Genomic DNA, 19,711 nt, shown 5'->3' on the forward strand with positions numbered 1-19,711 from the left:
ATATATTCATCTTACGCAGATTTCAAGGGTCTCGGCAAATTTGAATCTGCAAAGTTGACTAAAACTAATATATCATATACAGGTAAAAACGGAATAAGCGATACATTTTTTGAGAATAAGGATTAACAGATGCTGTTTTAAGGAAAACAATAGAGGATATGGGACTTCATACTTTTAAATAGGGAAGTGGTTAGATGCAAAAAATGTTCGAAAACAAATGGTATCGATTCGCCTGGTGGGTCATGACATTACTGATTATCGTTTGGATTGGCGATCATGTTACGTTCCTGTTCCGACCGGTCGCAATTCTGCTTCAGATGGTCGTACCGCCACTCGCGATTGCTGGCATTCTTTATTATGTTTTGCTACCGATCGTCGAGTTGCTCGAGAAAAAGATGAAGCGGCGACCTGCTGTCTTAATCGTGCTCGTCGGTTTAATCGGTATTTTAACGACACTCGGCTTCATCTTTGGTCCGATGTTGTCGGAGCAGATCACACAGTTCGTCAATTCGATACCGACGCTTGCAACACAGTTCCAGCGTCAATTGGTCGATGTCCGGGATCAACTCGAAAACAGTGCAGCCTTTTCACGTTTCCTATCAGGACCAGATAACTTGTTCAATAAGTTCTCGGGAAACATCTCGGAATACGCGTCGACGTTCCTGAAAAACATTGGTACAGGTGTCGGTGGGTTCGTCAGCGTCCTGACGACAGCGGTCGTGACGATCATCATCATTCCGATCATGTTGATCTATATGCTGCTTGACGGCGATAAGCTTAAAGGCAATCTCGTTAAGCTGATGCCGTATGAGTACCATAAGGAAACGCAAAAAATCCTCGGTGATGTCCACGTGACGATCATGAGCTACATCCGCGGACAAGTCATCGTCAGTATCGGTGTCGGGGTCATCGCCTATATCGGATATCTCATCATCGGGATCGATTATGCGTTGTTACTCGCCTTGTTTGCGACACTGACGAACATCATTCCATTTCTCGGTCCGGTTCTCGGTGTCATTCCAGCATTGATCGTCGGGTTCATCCAGGATCCAATCCTTGCGATTTATGCGATCATCGTCATGACGGTCGCGCAACAGATCGATTCGCACATCATGTCACCACTCGTACAAGGGAAGACACTCGATGTCCATCCGTTGACGATCATCATCGTCTTGCTCGTTGCGGGGAACATCGCCGGTTTCTTCGGAGTCTTGCTAGGTGTACCGTTCTATGCTGTCATGAAGGTTGTCATCTTAAACATCCGTCGTCTCTATCACCTCCGATCGCAGAAGAAGATGGTCATCACGGAGGAAGAAAAGACGTTCGATACGATCATCACGGAGCGCGATTGAGTTTTGAAATTCATGTAAAAGTGCGTCATACTGAAGAGGTAGCTAAGAGAAGGGGGCAAGAATCAGATGGATTCACGTCATACCAAAGAACAAGCCGATCTACTAGCGTTGCAAAAATTTCAACACAACTTCGAGAACAGTCTCAAGTCGAGTATCATTTATCTCTTGCGTGATGGAGCGTTGACGATCGGGGAACTCGAGCAACGGATTGATCAGTCACACGGGCAAATCCTCGAGCAACTGCAGGAGCTGATTGAAGATGGTCTCGTCATCCAGCAGATGTCTGAGAAAGTACACGGACTGGCCTATTATTTGACGGCACCGGCAGAAGACCTCGTTCGACAATTCACGGAATCAATCCGGTGGAGTAAACAGCACATCCGATATTAAACAGCAGGATTCTAGACCTCCGAGCAGCTGCTCGGAGGTCTTTTTTACGTTTTTTGAAGCGATCCTCCTATAAAAATGGCATGCGCAGGAAAGAATCAGATTAAAACAAGGCGATGCATTTTTTCTTCAATAATTCTGAAGGAGTGAACGAACTTGAAGTGTAGCAGATAAAAGTAAAGCAGGAACCAGATCATCCGTTGGTTCCTGCTCTGCTATCATTTTTGGACGGCGCTGAACGCGTCCTCTGATTCGATTCCGGCTTTACTGACGGCTGTGACGATGAAACGACCTGTTGCATCTTCAGGGAGCGGGAATGCTTTACGCTCGATCGATTCCGTTGTACCGAGTTTTTTGCGTTTTCCGTCCTTCTCTTGATAGATGTTGTATTTGACAACATCCTCATCTGTTGACGCATACCAGTTGATGAATCCACCACTGACACGGATGTTCGTCGCTGGTTTTGGTGGTGTCTTGATGGGGTCAGATGCTTTCTCGTCAAGCTCTGTGAAGACGACGAGGCGGTTATCATACGTTCCTTGATTCTGATCGTACGTTCCGATACAGGTGATTAAGTTCAAATTCCGGGTGTCGGCTGGACCGAAGATTTTCTTCAGTGGTGCTTTTAAGTGATCGTACTGGACGAGCTCTTTGACACGAAAGACGAGCTTACGTCCGGAAGCGTCCGTCACTTCGACCGGATCGCCCTTTTTCAGTTCATGCAGTTTATAGAAGATGGCTGGACCAGTCTTCGTATCGGTATGACCGTCAATGACAGCGTTCCCGACATCACCTGGACGCGGACCGAACTTATACCAACCGGCTTGTTGTTCATTTTTAGGTGTCGCCATGGCACCGTCTTGATCGAGGCCGACTTGTTCGACCTTCGTCTTGATGTCGTGTTTCGGTATGAAGAGTTGTTTTGGGAGCTCGACCTCCGTGGTCGAGAGATCCTTGAACTCCTTCTTAAAGATTTCTGATGGCTTGAGCGGATCTTCCTTCGTCTCGGAAGAGGCCGCGGATTCTGTTTTAACATCACCTTGCGTGATGTTCGATGTGTCCGGTTTTGGTTGACCGAATAAGAGGAACAGCAATGTTCCGACCGATGCGACCATCAAAAGAATGCTCGCCGGTAATAACCAACGTTTCATATGCGCGTAGCTCCTTTCCGAGAGAAGGGGTTCCCTCTATGTAAAAAAAAACAGGATAGCGGATCGCTATCCTGTTATTGAGTATACCCAATTTCTTAGGCGTTTTGACGTTTACGTGCGAGGACAAGACCAACTGCTCCGAGTGCAAGACCGAATACTGCGATCGCACCAGTTGTTGCAGCTGTGTTGTTGTTATCGCTCATACCACCGTTACCTGTGTTCGGCATTGATCCTGGAGTACCATCCATGAATTTCTCTGGTGATTGTTTGACGATGGCATCACCGAGGTTAGCTCCTACGCCGTACATGTAAGCGTAAGACTCACGGAATGTGTCGACAGAACCTTTGTAGTCGCCTTCAACATACTGCATGAATGTATCTTGGACGTACGTCTCGTGACCTGATACGGCTTCTTGTGCTGCTTTTGTTGGAAGGTTTTCTTCTGTAGCTGCACCAAGGAATGCGCCGAAGTCGTTCGAGAACATTTTGAGCATATCTTGCGCGTCACCCATCAATTTCTTGTCGTCGTTGACGGCTGCTGTGACAAGGTTCGCTTGGGCTTCGATGTGATTTTTCGTCCAAACTTGTTCGAATTGATCGGCACCGGCTTGACCGTAGATTGATTTGATGGCTGCTTTGAAGTCAGCTGTGTGCATATCTTCAGCCCAGTTTGCTGCATCGTAGTCTTTCGCTTGGTCAACGCCAGCAGTCATGCTGAGGTTTGCAAGAGCGACGTGTTCAGCTGCGAGGCTGTTGAGTGTTGAACGAAGATCAGCTGCTTTTGAGTCAGCTTTCGTGTTGTCGAATTTCTCAGGCATCTGTGTTGTGATTGCGACAGAGAGTGCTTTAGAGATATCATACATGCGGCTGTATCCTTCGCGGAACGTGTTGTACGATCCTTCGTAGTCACCAGCTGCGTATTGTTGGAAAGTCTTGTAGACGTCTGCTTCGTGAGCACGGAGAACTTCTTCAGCTGCTGCTTTCGGGAGTTTGCCTTCCGTTGCTGTATCGAGGAAGCTTGAGAGGTCTTGTACGAACTCTTCTGTTTCTTTCTTCGAAGCGTTGATACCGTCTTGGTCGTCCGCTTTTACGGCTTTAACGAGGTCTGTCGTATATTTGTTGTGAGCAACGAAGATTTTCTCGAATTGTTTCGCGCCTTCGTCACCGTAGACAGAAGCGATTGCTGGTGTCATGTCGAGTGCGTTTTGTTTAAGTGCTGCTTCGTAGTACTGTGCGTCTTTTGAACCGTCATATTGTTTCTTCATGTCCATGACGGCAAGAACGAAGTGCTCAGAGAGTAATTGATCGAGTGTGGCACGAAGGTCAGCGGCTTTCGTTTTGACCGTGACGTTTTTCGGTGCATCTTGTTTCATGTCTTCTCCGCCACCGGAAGCGAATGCTGCCGTTCCTGGTAGTACGAGTGCTGCTGCCATTGCTGATGCTGCGAATTTTTTCGTGTGTTTCATCTGAAATCATTCCTCTCATTTTTTGGTTTATTTGGTAGGTGTTTCTTGCCTGTTCTGAATAGCTTACGCATCACTGGTCGATTTGGATTGCATGAAGTTTTATTTTTTTCAAAAGACTGTCGAAGTGATGTTTCATGCCATCCGGTGGACCGTTGCTGCGTCGTTCTGGAGAGCTTACGCTGAGCCGTTCATTTTGGATTTAAAAAAATCGCAAAAATCCGCAGATCGTGGGAAACTGTTTTTCTGCTTCCTTATATACACAAACTAAAATTTTTTAGAGAAATTGCCTGTCTGGTCGTGTTACACTAGTTGCGGAACACGTTTTGTAGCGAATTTGGAACTATTTAATACCAGGTACTAATATGCTATACTGTTCTCAGACTGAATCAATGAAAGGTGATCAAGATGGTACAAAACCAAACAGGCACGGATCAGCCAACGCGTGAACGCCTGAAGAAGCAACAGCCTTCGAACCAGGAAACCGGCAATCCAGAGCACAAATCAGAGCGACGTCTTCGTGCGTACTCGACACGCCGAGTTCCGATCATCGTACGTGTACTGATCGTTCTCGTTCTCATCGTCGTAGCACTGATCGTCGGCGCAATGGTGGGTTATGCGACGTTTGGTGGTGGCGAGGCAATGGATGTGTTAAAGCTCGACACATGGACCCGCATCACCGATTTTTGGATGAAATCTTAATTTTAATCAGTGATGGGAGCTGTCGAATATGTATACAATCGAACAAATCAAGGAAGTCATTCCGCACCGGTATCCGTTTTTACTCGTTGACCGCATTTTAGAAGTCGAAGAGGGCAAACGTGCCGTTGGAATCAAGAACGTGACGGCGAACGAAGAATTCTTCAATGGTCATTTCCCAGAATACAATGTCATGCCTGGCGTCTTGATCGTCGAAGCACTCGCACAAGTTGGTGCCTTCGCTGTGCTGAAGATGGAAGAAAACCAAGGGAAGCTTGCCTTCTTCGCAGGAATTGAAGGATGTCGCTTCAAACGTCAAGTCGTTCCCGGGGATCAGCTCCGCCTCGAAGTCGAATTGACGAAGGTCCGTGGACCAATTGGTAAAGGTCGTGCCACAGCAACAGTCGATGGGGAAGTCGCCTGTGTCGCTGAACTGACGTTTGCTATGAAGTGAAGCCAACATGAAACGCTGGCTGATCCCTCTCGCGATTTCCTTACTTGTCATTCCGGGTTGTCAGCGCGCGGAACAAGCGAAGACCGCTTCCCCGACGGTCATCGTTGATCCCGTCAAGCGTGCTGGGCAGACCGAGAACATTTCCGCACAGGTCATGCTGACGGAAAATGATCGGATGCGTCTCGTCATCCGGACAGCGAATGACATTCGGCTCGATGATCAACAGGTCGATATCCGTCTCGATGTCGCCAATCAATCGATTCCGTTTCCGTTCGTCTCCTTCCAAGCGAAGAAGATGGGGGAAATCCGGACCTATACGTCCGATACGACGATTGAAAAAGAAGTCTTCGATGACCAGCGTCTTCCGGTCCTCATCATTGATGCAGGAGCAGGGCGTGGGATCGAGATTCCGCTTGAGATCGTTAAATAAGACAGCATGGTGAGCATTTTGCTCCAGATGCTGTCTTATTTTTGTTTTGTTTCAAGTCATCAGGGTAATCAAAACCTATACAAAGGAGGAATCAATATGGATCACGCAGTACAGCAACGACTGACGGATTGTATTCTCGCCTGTAATCATTGTTTTGATGCCTGTCTGAATGAGGAACATGTCGGACATATGGCAGATTGTATTCGGCTTGATCGCGATTGTGCCGATATCTGTAGCTTATTGCTGCAAGCGATCGCTCGGAACAGCGCAAATGTCGCGGTCCTTGCAAAGGCATGCCAAGAAATTTGTGAAGCATGTGCGACTGAATGTAGTAAACATGATCATGACCACTGCCAAGCCTGTGCGAAAGCTTGTACGGAATGTGCAGAAGCGTGTCGCCAGCTTATCTAATACCTTGTCCTTGGACGAGGTTTTTTTATTATAAAAAAATAGCAAGAATTCAAGATTTCTTCTGGTTATTTTTGGCGGATTTGTTTACTATTTAGGGAGGTAATATTAAATCATGATAGGAGCATACATACACTCATGAAAAAACTTAGCTTACTTTTGATGGCACTCGTTGTTGCATTTGGTCTGAAGTTACCGGTCTATGCAGAAACAGTCGAGTGGGACGTCACAGGAACGGGCACAGGTCCGTACACGTTGACGTTTGAAGGCACAGGCATCGTCGATATCACGTCTGAGACAGCACTTGTCTTTGAAGACGGCGTAACAGGGGAAGATGTCAACATCGAAGAGACACCGGTCGTGACGTTTACGGCAGAGACGGCACCTGTCGTCAAGGTCGTCTCAGCAGATGGACAGCGGACGGTTCTCGTCCAGTTCGGTAAAGTCGTTACACCAGATGAGCCGACGACAGACGAACCGACAACAGACGAACCGACGACAGAGACACCAAAGATGGATGAGCCGGTCACAGAAGATCCAGCGACAGACGAACCCGTCAAGGAAGAACCAACACCGGAAGAGCCTGTGAAAGAAGATCCAGTCAAAGAAGAGCCGGTCACGGAAGAACCAACGACCGAAAAACCGGAGACAGGTGATGACGCGACACCGACACCAGTCGAAACACCGACGACGGCAACGATCGAAGGAACGATCTGGTTTGATGAGAACGAGGACGGGATCCGTCAAGAGAAGGAAACACGTCTCGATGATATCCTCGTCTCTTTGATGAATCGGAACGAAGATGTCATCGATGAAGCCTACACGAAGAACGGCGCATACAGCTTCAAGAATTTGAAGCCAGGAACATATGAAGTGGAAGTCGACGGATATGATATGGGTTATTACTTCTATTCCGAGCAAAACGTCGGTGACGACCGGACGATCGATTCCGATGTCGACGAAGACATGGGAACGAAGAAAGTCCGTCTTGTTGCAGGACAAACGGAAGTGATTGATGCAGGAATCTACGGCGACGAAGAGCTCGATGGTATGTTCGAACATTGGTTAGCCGTCGTCAACTTCTTGGATGCGAACGGCAACCAAAAGCCAGATTATGACGAAGGAACAGTTCCTGCGACATATACGGTGACGGATGCAATCACAGGAAAAGATGTCTATCAAGAGAAGATTTCGAAAGATGACTTAATGATGATCCAGCTCGATCCAGGAACATACACAGTCAAGACGGAAGTCGCAGAAGGCTACACGGTCAAAGCGATGCACCATCTTGACATGGATGACTTAATGATGGATATGGACGAAGAAATGTATGAAGATTATGAGTCATTCGCTCAGCAAGCAAAAGCGATGAAATTGATGGCGAACGATGAAGAAGCCTTGACGCCAGAAGAACAAGAAATGGTGGATGAGTTGTTGAAGTACTTTGAGCGGAAATCACCGGAAGCGGGTGTGACGATCGAAGAAGGTAGCTTCGGTACGATCTTGCTCGCAGAAATTGCGAAAGTAGAACCGGTCGCGAAGCCGACGCCGACGCCAACATCAACACCAACGGCAACAAAAACGCCAGTCAAAGCAGTCGATGCTGCGGCAAAACAGTCGACGCCAACAACAACGGGAACATTACCACAAGCTGGGGAAGACAAGCCATTCCCATATGCAGCAACAGGAGCAGGTCTTGCTGTCGTGGGTCTTTGGTTACTCGTACGTCGTGGAGCATAATCATTACAGAGGGACCTTCTATAGGAAGGTCTCTTTTTTTTTGATGTGTGTATCCTTTGACACACACGCACACATGTGTGTATAGTGAAGATACTACTAGAAGAAAAGAGGGATGACGATGTTAACGACAAAACAGATTAGTGAATTGTTGCGCGTCTCAGAAGAAACGGTCCGTCGCTGGATCCGGACAGGTGAATTACATGCCGAACAGGACGGAAAAGGGTATCTCGTCGATGAGTTAGCGCTGAAGCGTCTCGTTGATCAGAAGTCACAAATTCCAGGTACAGCGATGAATAAGATTCTCCCGCTCATCCAAGACATGTTCGGACCGGAAGCAGCGCAGTTTGCGAAATCGAACCTGTTCGACCCGCTCCGTCAATCGATGGAACAGGCACCCCCGAAACCGGAAGCGTCGACAGAGTCACTCGCGGAAGAACTCGATCGCCTGAAACGGAAAAAACGTCGTCTTGAACTCGAACATGAACTGAAGTTACTAGAGATTGAAGAAAAAATTGCGGCGATTGAACGGAAAGTTCAATCGTAAATATAAAAAGCGATGTCCCTGACCTAGGAGACATCGCTTTTCGTTTCGCTACAAGAAAAACCCACTTCACGAGGCGGAAGGGGTTTTGTCGTTTGCTTGTTTCTTTTTACGTTGCCAGTACCAGTAGGCAAGTCCCAGTCCAATCGGGATTGCAGCCAGATACGGATTGGCTTCGATGAAGCCGATCATCTCAAAGAGCGCGAACCATCCACTGAGTAAACCGAGGATGAGTAAAATCGTCCGTAGTGCTTCGGGAAGCTTGCGGATCCGATACGCAATGAGACAGACGAGGCAAAAGATAATGATAGCCACGAGCATTCCTCCCATTCCCGTAATCCAGTATAGCGTATTCGGAAAGCTTTTTCGATGTTGAATGATGTGAAATGATTCGGATCAGTTCCGAACAATCGAACCATTTGACCTGTCATGATAGGTGAGCCCCACGCGGACTCACCTATTTTTTGATGAAAAGGAGCAGACGAATGGTCATTGATTATTTCGCAGTCTTACCGAGTGGTAAAAAAGGAGCGCTAGAGCCGCACTGTCTGACGCAAGGTACCTGGTATCAGCGTATCAATGAGGAGTTGTTCCGGGCAATTCATTACGGGGCGGGCATCATCCGGATACGAGACAAGGGAGCGGAGCTGCGGATTCCGATTGAGTTCGGGTTCGGTTATGTCCTCCAGTACTTGCGCCAGTTCACGGAAGCGGAGCGACAGGACGGACGAAAGCGTCATGTCTTGCAACGTCAACTTGATTGGATTGGTCGTGGATTACCGATTGAACTCAAACGACGTGGATCAAAAATCGAGATGTGGGCCGATGATGTGCATCGGCTACATCGTGAATCATTTCTTCGGGCAATCGAAAAAGCAGATCATTTCATCTCATGAAATCAAACTTTATTTTAGTAAAACGAAAACAAGACAAAAACTTAATACTATGTAAGCGTTTTCTTTAAGGAGGTAAATCCAAAAATTAATTTCCATGTACAGCCCATATAAATATATTTTAACTTACTACTATTCACCTATTTTTTACAAAAAATCTATTGTGGCGTCTTTTCTAGTTTTGTATATTTGACGTGTAGCATTCTTACCGATTCTCAAAAACGAAACGGTGGTGTGCACGAATCTACAATAAAAATAGCTTTTTGAAGCGGTTTTGGCAGTATCTTTAGTTCATCCCAATCGGATACATATGAATCACGGATAGATCGTCTTGATGATAGACGAATGATCGCACGTGAAACAGAACGTACTCCTCCTAAGACGACTAAAGAATTTTTTGACTGCTCTAAAGTAAAATATTTCTATATTTTACTTATATTGTAGATTTAAAATTGGGATTTTCGCTTTTGATTTGTTAGAAAAGAGGAGGAATAGTAAACATGGGTTATTCGAAGAAAACGAACAAATTGTACGCTGCTGCAGCTGCGCTTGCAGTCACGGCGTCTGTCGTAGCTCCGGTTGCTGCTGATGCAGCATCGAAGGTCTCGGTTAAATACATCTCTCCAATCTTGATGAAACATGCAGGTGGTTCGAAATACGCAGTCAAGAAATTGACGCTTCCGACGAAAGTCAAAGTCAAACTTTCGAACGGCAAGTATGAGATGCGCTCAGTCAAATGGAGCGGTTCTGTCAAATTCGAAAAGAAATACATCAACAAATACCAAGTTCTCTACGGTAAGGTAGCCGGTACGACGAAGAAAGCAGTTCTTAAAGTCGAACTTCAAAACTATGTCGTAGATATCATCGAACCAGTCCTCGAACCGGTTGCTGTTGGCGGAAAAGTTCAATTGCCAAGCACAATCAATGTTCAATACAAATCAGGTATCATCGTCAAGCGCCCAATTAGCAAGTTCAACCTCAAAACTCCATCGACTTCAAAAGCAGGCAAATATAAATTAGCTTACACGTACAAAGGTGCTAACTCTGTCGTAACAGGTTACATCAACTACGAAGTTAAGGCAGCAAACATCTCGAACGTCATGGGAAGCGTTGACGATCAGAAGCTTTCAGTCAAAGCAGACGTTATGTACCCAGCAGTGGGCGCGAAGGCAGAACTCTTGATCTACCCAGGAAAAAACATGTCAGCTACACCAATCGTAGCGAAAGGAACGCTCTCGAAAGGGAAGTTCATGGCATCGCAAGGTGGTATTCCAGAAGGAACACACAGCTATGTCGTCAAAGTCGGCGCTGTCAAATCAGCTGCGATGGACTTCACGATTGCAAGCACAGTCCTCGCTTCAGCAAAAGCAATCGGCAAAGAGAGAGTCGAAGTTTCATTCTCGCGTGCCGTTGACTCTGTCACAGCAGACAACTTCAAAATCGCAGGTGCGACAGTTAAATCCGCGACACTTAGCCCAGACAAGAAATCAGCAGTTCTTAAAGTGGAAGGACTCGAGTATGGCAAAGACTACTCAGTTGACGCGAAAGGGATCATGGTCGGTGGCGTCGCGAAGGATCTCGGTTCGCTTAGCTTCATGACACAAAGTGTTGAAGATATTTGGATGCTAGAAGTATCACCAAAAGCTTCGACAATCGTTGCGAACGGAGCAGATAACACGGAAGTGACATTCGCTCTTAAAAACAAATCGACTGGTGAAGTCGATAAAAATGCAGATGATATCGTCTTGAAATTGTCGACATCATTCGGTGCTCTCGCGAAAGATCGTGTCACGATCCAGGACGGTAAAGCGACGGTTCTGTTGACGTCTGAATTCAGTAATACAGATATCGAAGCAATCATCAAAGCAGAAATCATTGAAACGGCAGCTGGCGATTACAAAAACCTAATCGGTAAGATTGCTGGAGAAACGAAAGTCAAATTCAGCACGATCGCTGTGACGCCTGCTCCAATTGAGATGATCAATGTTCTTGCAGCTGAGTCGAACCAAGCAGATCGCGTAACGATCTTCCTTGATAAAGCGGTCTCACGTGAACTTCTGCTTAAATCATTTGGACTCGATAAAATCATGCAAGGTCTTCATGAAGAAGATTACCTCGCAAACGATAACATCCAAATCGAACAATTTGAGGGAACAAAACGTGTCATCGGTATCAAAGCAGTTCCTTCGAATCCAAAAGCATTCGAGTTGATCTTGGACAAAGAAACACCACTCCAAGATAACGCAGTCGTTAAGCTGACAGCGAAAATCACGAGCAACACGGATACAGAAGTCAAATCAAAAGCAAGCTTCAAGTTAACAGATGCTCGTCAGCCTGAAGTCACTTCTGTTAAGGCTGTAGGGTTGAATCAACTCGAAGTGAAATTCTCTGAATCTGTTGCTACGGCTGATTTCAAAATCGACGGTCAGTACGGCGAGAAGTACTTCGACGTCCTCCATTATGGATTTGATAATAAAATGGGTGTCGATCGCCGCGATACAGTCAAAATCACTTTAAAAGATAACTATCCAGGTCTTAAACAAGGTTACTTCGCAGCGGGTAAACACTCTCTTCAAGTATCAAGCATTTACGACTATGCAGCGCTTTCTGATGAAACGAATATCGGTACGACTCAAAACCTTGACTTCACTGTTGCAGCAGACACGGTTAAACCGACAGCTGGTGTTGTAGTTGAGTCGCCTGAACAATTCCGCATCATGTTCAGTAAAGGTCTTAAAAAAGCGAACATCTTAGCATTGCTTGATAATGAATTGAAGTTTGAGCGTTACAACTCGAATACGAAGAAATATGAAGACTTCAGCAAATATGTCGATGTCACGTCGTATAACAAAGAGACTGGCGAAGCAGTCATCGAGTTGATGAAGGACTGGACGGAAATCTATGATACCGTCAATACGAAAGAAAACTACTACAACGATAAATTCCGCATCACACTCGCGAAAGATGCGATTCAGGCTGAAGCGAATGGAGAGAAGAATGACGCACTCGTACTTGATTTGAACTATGATGGGTCTCCTCTTAATTCACCAGATTTGAAGAGTGCTGAGATTAACACGATCGATCGCTTAGCGCCAAGTAATGATTTCGTTGTTATGATGAGTGAGCCTGTTAAAATCCGCGATCTCGATGAGTACAACACGCCACTCATTAATAGTGATGGTGTAGTCTTACCTCCGAAGACATCTGTTGAATTCATTGGTAAAAACAAAGACGGAAAAATCGTTACAATCGATGGTTCGGTCCTTAATTACACGGATACAACAGACAAAAACTTCCGCGTCGCAGCAAACGAGAATCTACAAAAGCTTGTTGACATGGAAGGTTACGGTGAAGAGTGGAAAGTCGTCGTCAAATCACTTTCGGATGATGTCGGCAACACAGTTGCGACAGCGACACATGATTTCAAACTCATGAAAACACCACCAACACCAGTCTTATCACCATTTGAAATCCTTAAGGTCACTGCTAATGAGAAAAACGAGAAAGATGTCATTCGCATCAAATTCACAGAGGGCGTTCAGTACTCTGGTATGTACGATGCGACAAGTACAGCGAATTATGTCCTGAACGGAAAAGCACTTCCGGTCGGAACAACAATTTCGCTTGCTGACTCAGATGACATCGTATCGAACGGACTGGACATCGTGAAGATCAAAGTCCCAGCTGGTACGCTGAAAACGTTGTCGAACGTCATCGTCGTCAATAAAGATCTTCAGTCGTATGACAACTCTGTCTTGACTGGTGGTTACGAGAAAGCTGTTCTTCTCGGATTGAACTAAGGAATGTGAACCTCTTTCTACTTCGGTAGGAGGAGGTTTTTTTGATTCACATCAATGATTTGTTATATTCCACATAATTCCATCTAATCAGGGTATTGGTAAGAAAGACCTAGAGGGAGGAACGATGATGCGAACATGGATAGCGGGAAGCCTAGCACTTGGTTTGATCTTTAGTACAGTACCGGTCAATGCGATTGAGAAAAAAGAGGCGATTCGTCCTGCGACCTTGGCGAAAGCAAAAGAAGTACCAGCTTTCTCGAAACAAGCGGGGAGTGCTTTAACCGGACGATTTGATTCAAAGGGATTAGCGGTCTGGTATTTTGATGCGAAGGATTTTGTGGCGAAAGGGACACACTTCGAGTTCGAGCTTGATTACAACACGTACGGGACGATGTTCGCGAGCAAGGCGGACGCCGAAGCGGGACGGGTCTACAATCGTTATTACCAAGTCACAGATGATACACTCTACTTCCCGCTCAGTTGGAGTGGACGACAGTACTTAGTACTCGAAGGGTATCCGGGCGACCGCTATTCTGTTCCCGCCTACATTTCTCGTTACGAACCCATCGAGGAATCGATGACAGCAGCCGTTCAATCGGTCAAACCGGCGCTACTCGTACAGACGCGCCCCGGTGCGATGCGAGCGCAATCCTTCGGCGCCGCAAAAGTCGAGTCGATCGCGTCCGAGCTTCGAATCGAGCGACTCGTCTATGCTTCCTACGCGGAAGCGAAAGCGGCACAACAGAAATTCGAACGCTCATCAGCTGTCGCGTTCGCGGAGTTCGATGCACCGATTCAAGCATTCGGAGTCGATGCCTATCAGAAATATCAATGGTCCTTGCAGAATACGGGGCAAAAGAAAGGTCTCAAAGGGGCGGATATCGGTTTCGTCGCCATGCAAAAACGGATCAAAGGTAAAAAGTTATCTGCGACCAAAGTCGCGGTCCTTGATTCTGGTATCAATCCGAGTTACGCCGACTTCGCAAGGAAAGTCCGCATGGATCTTGGCTATGATTTCATCAATGGCGATAAGAGCGCCTGGGATGATAACGGACATGGCTCGCATGTCGCTGGGGTCATTGCAGCTGGAGGAAATAACACATATGGAATGACTGGCATCAGTCCGATGGCGACGTTGATTCCGATCAAGGTCCTCGATGAGTCAGGGGCTGGTTCAGTGTCAGGACTCGTCAAAGGCATTCAGCATGCGACGAAACAAGGTGCCCGGGTCATCAACATGAGTCTCGGTGGAAGTTCCTCTTCGAAATCGATTGAGTCAGCGTTAGCAGCAGCAGTCAAGAAGAATATCCTGATCGTTGCGGCTTCCGGGAACGAAGGGCGTGGAACGATTGCTTATCCGGCTCGTTCGAAATATGTCTTGTCGGTCGGGGCGACAGGACGAAAAGATACGAAAGCCTCGTTCTCGAACTACGGGACGGGACTCGACCTTGTCGCACCGGGTGTCTCGATTCCAAGCTACCTCGCAGATGGGGAGTTGCTGTACGGTAGCGGAACCTCGATGGCGACGCCACACGTCGCTGGTGTCGCGAGTCTCTTGATCAGTTTGAAGCCGTCTTTGAAGGCAAGCAGTGTCGAAAGCATCCTCAAGAAATCGGCAAAAGATCTTGGGAAAAAAGGCTATGATACGAGCTATGGTGCTGGTCGGTTGAACGCCGATAGCGCCGTCAAACTGATTCCTTAAATCATTAAAGAAGTCCTGTGCTGACAGGGCTTTTTTTTTTCGGTCCATTCATTGATTGATGGAGGTGAAAAGAACTAGAAAAATCAATTTTTTCCATTATAATGAAAAAGGATACATGAATGAAGGAGTGAAATCATATGAAAAAGATCATCGTCAGCGCTCTCCTCGTGAGTGCGTTTAATATATATACGTTGGATACAACGGAAGCGGCGACAACGGCTAAAAAAGTACCAGCCATCGAAGCGAAAACGAAAAAAGGCTATATCAAAGGGAAGTTCGATGCAAGTGGGAAAGCGTTGTTCTATTTCGATACCAAAACCTATCTTGCCGGCGGAACACACTTGAAGTTCGCCTTTGATGCTTCCAAAAAAGCGACGGTTTACACGTCGCAGACGGAATACAAACAAAAAGACCCGTATGCGCGGTATGCGAATAGTAAAAAGACACTCTTTTTCCCACTGACGTGGAGTGGGCGACAATACATCGAAGTGACGGGGGCGAAGAACAAAGCTTTTACGATTCCCTATAAACTCGAACGCCTCGAACCCATTCGGGAATACGCGACAAAATCAGCAGCAACCGGACAAGCGACGAGTCTCGTCGTCCGTCTAAACGGAGCGACGAAAGCGAGTACGTTGTCACAGACGTCACGGGCCACTGATCACGAAACGATCGACAGTGCGTTACGTCTTGAAAAGTTCTCCTACAACAGCTTCATCCAAGCGATGGCAGCCAAACGCGAACTCGAAAAAACGAAGGGTGTCCGGTACGTCGAACTCGATCAACCGATGAAGTTACTCAGTACGGATCCGTTCCAGTCCGTCCAGTGGGCGTTAAAAAATACCGGACAACGCGGTGGTGTCAAGGGAGCGGACATCGGTTATCATGCGATGGTCAAGCGGATTGCGAATAAGTCACGTTCAATCGTTCGCGTGGCGGTCGTCGATACGGGCATCAATCCGACCTATGCAGATTTCGCTGGACGCGTCCGGATGGATCTCGGATACGATTTCGTTCATAAGCGCCAGCTCGCTTATGACGATCATGGACACGGTACACACGTCGCCGGTGTCATTGCCGCAGCATCGAACAATGGTTACGGGATGACGGGAATCAATGATCGGGCGAGCATCATTCCGATCAAAGTCATCTCGCGCAATAACTATGCGTCGAACTCGAATATCGCCAAAGGCATTCTGTTCGCCGTAAAACAAAAGGCGAAAGTCATCAACTTGAGTCTTGGTGGTGGCGGTGTCTCACTGGCGATTGAAGATGCCTTAGCGGAAGCGCGTAAGAAAGGAATCTTCGTCGCAGCAGCAACTGGCAATGAAGGTGCACCAAAACTGTCCTATCCGGCACGCTCGAAATATGTTTTCTCAGTCGGGGCGACGAATCGATTCGATAAACGAGCATCGTTCTCGAACTACGGCGAAGGACTGGATCTCGTCGCACCAGGGCAAGACATCGCGAGCTACTTACAAGACGGCGAATCCATCTTCTGGAGCGGCACATCGATGGCGACACCGCATGTCGCAGGCGTCGCGAGTGTCCTCTATAGCTTGAAGCCAAGTATCAAAGTGACGGACGTCGAATCGATTCTTCGTAAGTCAGCGAAGGACCTCGGCAAAAAAGGTCGTGACACGACGTACGGATACGGTCGCTTGAATGCTGATCGTGCCGTTCAGCTCGTGAAATAAAGAGAGGGGATCAAACGATGAAAGTACTCGGAAAAGTGATGGTGATCGTCCTTCTTGCAATAGCCGTTTTAGTTCCAGATACAGCATCTGCAGCAACTAAAGAAGAAACGCGCTTAACAGAATTGTATAAGGACTTAAAGCATGGGATGACAATCGAGCAGGTCGCTACAACACTTTATGGAAAAGAAGCCAAAAAACACATTCGATATCGTAAAGGACAGCCGACGATTTTACGCGTGCCGATCAATGACGAAACAGTCGAAGAAGGGCATAAGCAATTGATTCAAGTGATGGAGGATCGCTCCGTGAAGCAAGGTCCAAGCCTTGTCCTGCATTTCATGACAAAGAAAAGAAGTAACGTCTATCGATTGGTCATCAAAGCCGTGTTCATCGAGCGGAAGTCGAAGACGGGTTACCGAGAAAGTACACATCATCTTAAAAAAGGTGCGAAACCAGAAAATGGGATGACGGAAAAACAGATTGATGCGATGCTCTCGGGTAAAGGACTAGGTCACTGGACGGCTGTTGCAAATATGGATACGACGTCAGGCTACTCTAAAGAAGAAATTCGTCGAGAATTTCAAGAATTAGATCGGATTAAGATTTATGTCTTTCCGACTACACAAAAAAATAAGTGGAAAGAAGTTCAATTTGCTTACAATAAAGAACGAAAAAAATTTGTCGTAGATAATATTCGTACAGTGGGACCAAATGATACAGCTCCTGAGTTTTAATGAAGTAAGTCCCGTCATCAAACGAAAATTGCATTAAGAATGGAAAGTGAGTGGAACCGATGCAGAAATGGATCAAGGTAAGTATTGTCTGTCTGATGGCAATTAGCTTGCTTGGTAGTGGTGCGGTCTCGGCAGCAACAAAAGCCGAGACGATCGCCACAAAACAGTATCATGCTTTAAAACCGGGTATGACGGTGGAGCAAGTCGCAAAAGTACTTTATGGAAAGACATATAAGAAGCAGTTGAAGATGAAAAATGGTTCACAAGTTTTACGATTGAACACAGAGATCGAGATGGAGGAATGGGATCGGAACGTACTGCTCTATGATCTCGTAAATCGAAAAGTGGAATTCCCGTCAGCAATCGGTGTCCTGATGTTCATGACGGAGACAGGTGGAACGAAGTATCGGCTGACGATGAAACAAATGGAGTTCAAGCGTGACACGGCAGCCGGATTTCGGACGAGTGATCGTAAACTGATCAAAGGTGCGAAAATCAAGAACGGGATGACAGAGCAACAAGTTGATCGATTACTAACGGGGAAAGGGCTCGGGGCATTTGGAACACTCGGTCACGTCGATACGACATCTGTTCTTCGAAAAAAAGAAGTCAAAGCAGGGAAGGCGACGATCATTCATACAAAATCATACGTTTTTCCGACAGCAACAAACAAATGGCAATACATCTTTTTCATCTATGACACGAAAAAGAAAGCGTATCGTGTCGAAGATCATAGTCAGTATTAAAAAGGAGAATAAAGTATGAACACGACATTCATGAAAATCACAGTGGCGACAATCATCGCGGGATCAACACTCTTTAGTGGAACGACATCGGCGGCGACGAAAGTCGAGACAGCGGCTACGAATCAATATTCGGCACTAAAAGCAGGTATGACGATGGAGCAGGTCGCAAAAGTCTTATACGGCAAAGACTACAAAAAACAATTAACGACTAAAAATGGCTCACAAGTGTTGAAGACGAAAGAAGAGTTTAAGGACGTTGAAGAGAAGCGTAAGGAAATTTATTACGAAATCTATGATCAGAAGGCAAAGATTCCTCCGACTTTGATGTCGCTCGGTTTCATGACGAAAAAGAACGATTCTGTATATCGTCTTATTTCGAAACAAGTCGAAATGGCACGGAATACATATTCCGAATACCGAGAGAGTACAAGGAAGTTAAACGCGGCGCTAAGATCAAGACGGGAATGACGGAGAAACAACTCGACGCTGTACTTTCAGGTTCTGGTCTTGGAGAATGGGCTGGATTGCTTGAGGAAGATGCACGAAGCGTCTTCAGTGCGAAAGAAATCAAAGCCTATGAGATTGAAGCGTTTAAAGGAAAATTGTATATCTTCCAAAAATCAACGAAATCACGCGTTTACGTTGAGATGAGCTATGACACGAAAAAGAAAACCTACGTCATTGAAAATCACGAGACATTCTAAAAAGGGGATAGGAACATGAAAATGACATTCACAAAAGTTGCCTTAGCAACAGTAATCGCAGGAACAACTTTATTCGGAGGCGTAGCGTCGGCTACGACAAAAGACGAAACGAAAGCAACGGATCGTTATACAGCGTTAAAGACAGGAATGACGATTGAACAAGCAGCAAAGGTCATCTATGGAAAAGACTATAAGAAGCAACTGACGAAAAAGAATGGCTCGACCATATTTAAGAAAAAGGAGAATATGACTACTACATCTCAAGGGCGCAAAGTAAAGGGGTATTCTTTTCTGAATGATAATACGTATTTGAATAATACAGCTTTAACGTTCATGACAAAGAAAAAGGAATCCTTATATCGTTTAACTAATAAGGGATTGAGTCTAACACGTTATGATTCTAAATCTGGTTATCGAGAAAGTAAGATGAAATTAACAAAGGGGTCAAAGATTAAATTAGGTATGACTGTTAAACAATTAGACAATATTCTCTCCGGTAAGGGATTAGGTGAATGGACTTCTCTATATAATGTGGACTGGACTTCCGTTCAAACTAAACAAGAATTAGACTTAGGACTTATGGTTAAAGGATCAATGAAAACTTACGTATTTCCAACAGCAAATGGAAAACGAAAAATGGTTATTTTGAGCTATGACATCGATAAAAAACAGTATATCGTAGATGTTGAAACTACATTATGATATTTCAAGAAAACAGGATCTAGAGGGGTTCTGTTTTTTCATCTTTTCCCGTTTTTGACAAATTACTCAAAAAAATCGTTATAATGAGTTGTAAGTTTGTATAATAAA

General features: G+C 45.9%; 20 protein-coding genes. 17 read left to right on the top strand and 3 right to left on the bottom strand.

Annotated elements, in window-relative coordinates; translation table 11 throughout:
• Window positions 1-194: 194 nt before the first annotated feature.
• Together ASG02_RS13455 and ASG02_RS13460 are read left to right on the top strand one after the other, a co-directional pair.
• Window positions 195-1,352, top strand: coding sequence for an AI-2E family transporter (locus ASG02_RS13455; protein ID WP_056064234.1), 1,158 nt, complete (start codon window positions 195-197; stop codon window positions 1,350-1,352).
• Window positions 1,353-1,418: 66 nt separating this feature from the next.
• Window positions 1,419-1,742 (top strand): helix-turn-helix domain-containing protein, encoded by a 324-nt coding sequence (locus tag ASG02_RS13460; RefSeq protein WP_056064237.1) that lies wholly within the window; start codon window positions 1,419-1,421, stop codon window positions 1,740-1,742.
• A 215-nt stretch (window positions 1,743-1,957) separates the two neighbouring features.
• On the opposite strand, the gene ASG02_RS13465 is transcribed toward ASG02_RS13460, so the two are convergent.
• A complete protein-coding gene (locus tag ASG02_RS13465) occupies window positions 1,958-2,890 on the bottom strand; it encodes a class F sortase (protein WP_056064240.1) in 933 nt (310 codons plus the stop codon).
• 95 nt (window positions 2,891-2,985) lie between these two features.
• Complete coding sequence (locus ASG02_RS13470; protein WP_035410585.1) at window positions 2,986-4,356, bottom strand: hypothetical protein; 1,371 nt, start codon at window positions 4,354-4,356, stop codon at window positions 2,986-2,988.
• 405 nt (window positions 4,357-4,761) lie between these two features.
• On the opposite strand from ASG02_RS13470, the gene ASG02_RS13475 reads away from it, so the two are divergent.
• The 6 genes from ASG02_RS13475 (at window position 4,762) to ASG02_RS13500 (ending at window position 8,628) form a co-directional block, all read left to right on the top strand.
• Complete coding sequence (locus ASG02_RS13475; protein WP_056064243.1) at window positions 4,762-5,055, top strand: DNA-directed RNA polymerase subunit beta; 294 nt, start codon at window positions 4,762-4,764, stop codon at window positions 5,053-5,055.
• Between the two features lie 28 nt (window positions 5,056-5,083).
• Window positions 5,084-5,506 carry a 3-hydroxyacyl-ACP dehydratase FabZ gene (gene fabZ / locus ASG02_RS13480; RefSeq protein ID WP_029342716.1) on the top strand — a complete coding sequence of 141 codons (423 nt, stop codon included), beginning with the start codon at window positions 5,084-5,086 and terminating at the stop codon, window positions 5,504-5,506.
• A 7-nt stretch (window positions 5,507-5,513) separates the two neighbouring features.
• Entirely contained in the window at window positions 5,514-5,936 is a 423-nt protein-coding gene (locus ASG02_RS13485; RefSeq protein WP_056064246.1) for a hypothetical protein, read from the top strand.
• A 96-nt stretch (window positions 5,937-6,032) separates the two neighbouring features.
• Window positions 6,033-6,347, top strand: coding sequence for a four-helix bundle copper-binding protein (locus ASG02_RS13490; RefSeq protein WP_056064249.1), 315 nt, complete (start codon window positions 6,033-6,035; stop codon window positions 6,345-6,347).
• Between the two features lie 135 nt (window positions 6,348-6,482).
• Window positions 6,483-8,084 (top strand): SdrD B-like domain-containing protein, encoded by a 1,602-nt coding sequence (locus ASG02_RS13495; RefSeq protein WP_056064252.1) that lies wholly within the window; start codon window positions 6,483-6,485, stop codon window positions 8,082-8,084.
• A 118-nt stretch (window positions 8,085-8,202) separates the two neighbouring features.
• A complete protein-coding gene (locus tag ASG02_RS13500) occupies window positions 8,203-8,628 on the top strand; it encodes a helix-turn-helix domain-containing protein (RefSeq protein WP_056064255.1) in 426 nt (141 codons plus the stop codon).
• A gap of 66 nt (window positions 8,629-8,694) precedes the next feature.
• On the opposite strand, the gene ASG02_RS13505 is transcribed toward ASG02_RS13500, so the two are convergent.
• On the bottom strand, window positions 8,695-8,946 hold the full coding sequence (locus ASG02_RS13505; protein ID WP_235514041.1) for a hypothetical protein: 252 nt from the start codon (window positions 8,944-8,946) through the stop codon (window positions 8,695-8,697).
• Between the two features lie 164 nt (window positions 8,947-9,110).
• Here ASG02_RS13505 and ASG02_RS13510 point away from each other — a divergent pair, with 164 nt between their 5' ends.
• The 9 genes from ASG02_RS13510 to ASG02_RS13545 all read left to right on the top strand — a co-directional run bounded on the left by ASG02_RS13510 (window position 9,111) and on the right by ASG02_RS13545 (window position 19,603).
• Window positions 9,111-9,521 (top strand): hypothetical protein, encoded by a 411-nt coding sequence (locus ASG02_RS13510; RefSeq protein ID WP_056064263.1) that lies wholly within the window; start codon window positions 9,111-9,113, stop codon window positions 9,519-9,521.
• A 497-nt stretch (window positions 9,522-10,018) separates the two neighbouring features.
• Window positions 10,019-13,318 carry a hypothetical protein gene (locus tag ASG02_RS13515; protein ID WP_056064266.1) on the top strand — a complete coding sequence of 1,100 codons (3,300 nt, stop codon included), beginning with the start codon at window positions 10,019-10,021 and terminating at the stop codon, window positions 13,316-13,318.
• A 127-nt stretch (window positions 13,319-13,445) separates the two neighbouring features.
• A complete protein-coding gene (locus ASG02_RS13520) occupies window positions 13,446-15,020 on the top strand; it encodes a S8 family peptidase (RefSeq protein ID WP_056064271.1) in 1,575 nt (524 codons plus the stop codon).
• A gap of 137 nt (window positions 15,021-15,157) precedes the next feature.
• Window positions 15,158-16,717 (top strand): S8 family peptidase, encoded by a 1,560-nt coding sequence (locus ASG02_RS13525; RefSeq protein ID WP_056064274.1) that lies wholly within the window; start codon window positions 15,158-15,160, stop codon window positions 16,715-16,717.
• A 17-nt stretch (window positions 16,718-16,734) separates the two neighbouring features.
• Entirely contained in the window at window positions 16,735-17,451 is a 717-nt protein-coding gene (locus tag ASG02_RS13530) for a hypothetical protein (protein WP_056064277.1), read from the top strand.
• A gap of 59 nt (window positions 17,452-17,510) precedes the next feature.
• Complete coding sequence (locus tag ASG02_RS13535) at window positions 17,511-18,197, top strand: hypothetical protein (protein ID WP_069201501.1); 687 nt, start codon at window positions 17,511-17,513, stop codon at window positions 18,195-18,197.
• A 15-nt stretch (window positions 18,198-18,212) separates the two neighbouring features.
• Entirely contained in the window at window positions 18,213-18,665 is a 453-nt protein-coding gene (locus ASG02_RS13540; RefSeq protein ID WP_235514042.1) for a hypothetical protein, read from the top strand.
• Entirely contained in the window at window positions 18,662-18,901 is a 240-nt protein-coding gene (locus ASG02_RS15855; RefSeq protein ID WP_235514043.1) for a hypothetical protein, read from the top strand. The genes ASG02_RS13540 and ASG02_RS15855 overlap by 4 nt, the downstream gene beginning before the upstream one ends.
• Before the next feature lie 15 nt (window positions 18,902-18,916).
• A complete protein-coding gene (locus ASG02_RS13545) occupies window positions 18,917-19,603 on the top strand; it encodes a hypothetical protein (RefSeq protein WP_056064282.1) in 687 nt (228 codons plus the stop codon).
• Window positions 19,604-19,711: the final 108 nt, after the last annotated feature.

The organism is Exiguobacterium sp. Leaf196, from assembly GCF_001423965.1.
Lineage (GTDB): Bacteria > Bacillota > Bacilli > Exiguobacteriales > Exiguobacteriaceae > Exiguobacterium_A.

Bases quoted from the DNA above. Each gene is read 5' to 3' on its own strand.
- ASG02_RS13490 (WP_056064249.1), top strand. From the start codon at position 6,033: ATGGATCACGCAGTACAGCAACGACTGACGGATTGTATTCTCGCCTGT.
- ASG02_RS13455 (WP_056064234.1), top strand. From the start codon at position 195: ATGCAAAAAATGTTCGAAAACAAATGGTATCGATTCGCCTGGTGGGTC.
- ASG02_RS13515 (WP_056064266.1), top strand. From the start codon at position 10,019: ATGGGTTATTCGAAGAAAACGAACAAATTGTACGCTGCTGCAGCTGCG.
- ASG02_RS13525 (WP_056064274.1), top strand. From the start codon at position 15,158: ATGAAAAAGATCATCGTCAGCGCTCTCCTCGTGAGTGCGTTTAATATA.
- ASG02_RS13520 (WP_056064271.1), top strand. From the start codon at position 13,446: ATGCGAACATGGATAGCGGGAAGCCTAGCACTTGGTTTGATCTTTAGT.
- ASG02_RS15855 (WP_235514043.1), top strand. From the start codon at position 18,662: ATGACGGAGAAACAACTCGACGCTGTACTTTCAGGTTCTGGTCTTGGA.
- ASG02_RS13460 (WP_056064237.1), top strand. From the start codon at position 1,419: ATGGATTCACGTCATACCAAAGAACAAGCCGATCTACTAGCGTTGCAA.
- ASG02_RS13535 (WP_069201501.1), top strand. From the start codon at position 17,511: ATGCAGAAATGGATCAAGGTAAGTATTGTCTGTCTGATGGCAATTAGC.
- ASG02_RS13500 (WP_056064255.1), top strand. From the start codon at position 8,203: ATGTTAACGACAAAACAGATTAGTGAATTGTTGCGCGTCTCAGAAGAA.
- ASG02_RS13540 (WP_235514042.1), top strand. From the start codon at position 18,213: ATGAACACGACATTCATGAAAATCACAGTGGCGACAATCATCGCGGGA.
- ASG02_RS13495 (WP_056064252.1), top strand. From the start codon at position 6,483: ATGAAAAAACTTAGCTTACTTTTGATGGCACTCGTTGTTGCATTTGGT.
- ASG02_RS13530 (WP_056064277.1), top strand. From the start codon at position 16,735: ATGAAAGTACTCGGAAAAGTGATGGTGATCGTCCTTCTTGCAATAGCC.
- ASG02_RS13485 (WP_056064246.1), top strand. From the start codon at position 5,514: ATGAAACGCTGGCTGATCCCTCTCGCGATTTCCTTACTTGTCATTCCG.
- ASG02_RS13505 (WP_235514041.1), bottom strand. From the start codon at position 8,946: ATGCTCGTGGCTATCATTATCTTTTGCCTCGTCTGTCTCATTGCGTAT.
- ASG02_RS13475 (WP_056064243.1), top strand. From the start codon at position 4,762: ATGGTACAAAACCAAACAGGCACGGATCAGCCAACGCGTGAACGCCTG.
- ASG02_RS13470 (WP_035410585.1), bottom strand. From the start codon at position 4,356: ATGAAACACACGAAAAAATTCGCAGCATCAGCAATGGCAGCAGCACTC.
- ASG02_RS13545 (WP_056064282.1), top strand. From the start codon at position 18,917: ATGAAAATGACATTCACAAAAGTTGCCTTAGCAACAGTAATCGCAGGA.
- ASG02_RS13465 (WP_056064240.1), bottom strand. From the start codon at position 2,890: ATGAAACGTTGGTTATTACCGGCGAGCATTCTTTTGATGGTCGCATCG.
- fabZ (WP_029342716.1), top strand. From the start codon at position 5,084: ATGTATACAATCGAACAAATCAAGGAAGTCATTCCGCACCGGTATCCG.
- ASG02_RS13510 (WP_056064263.1), top strand. From the start codon at position 9,111: ATGGTCATTGATTATTTCGCAGTCTTACCGAGTGGTAAAAAAGGAGCG.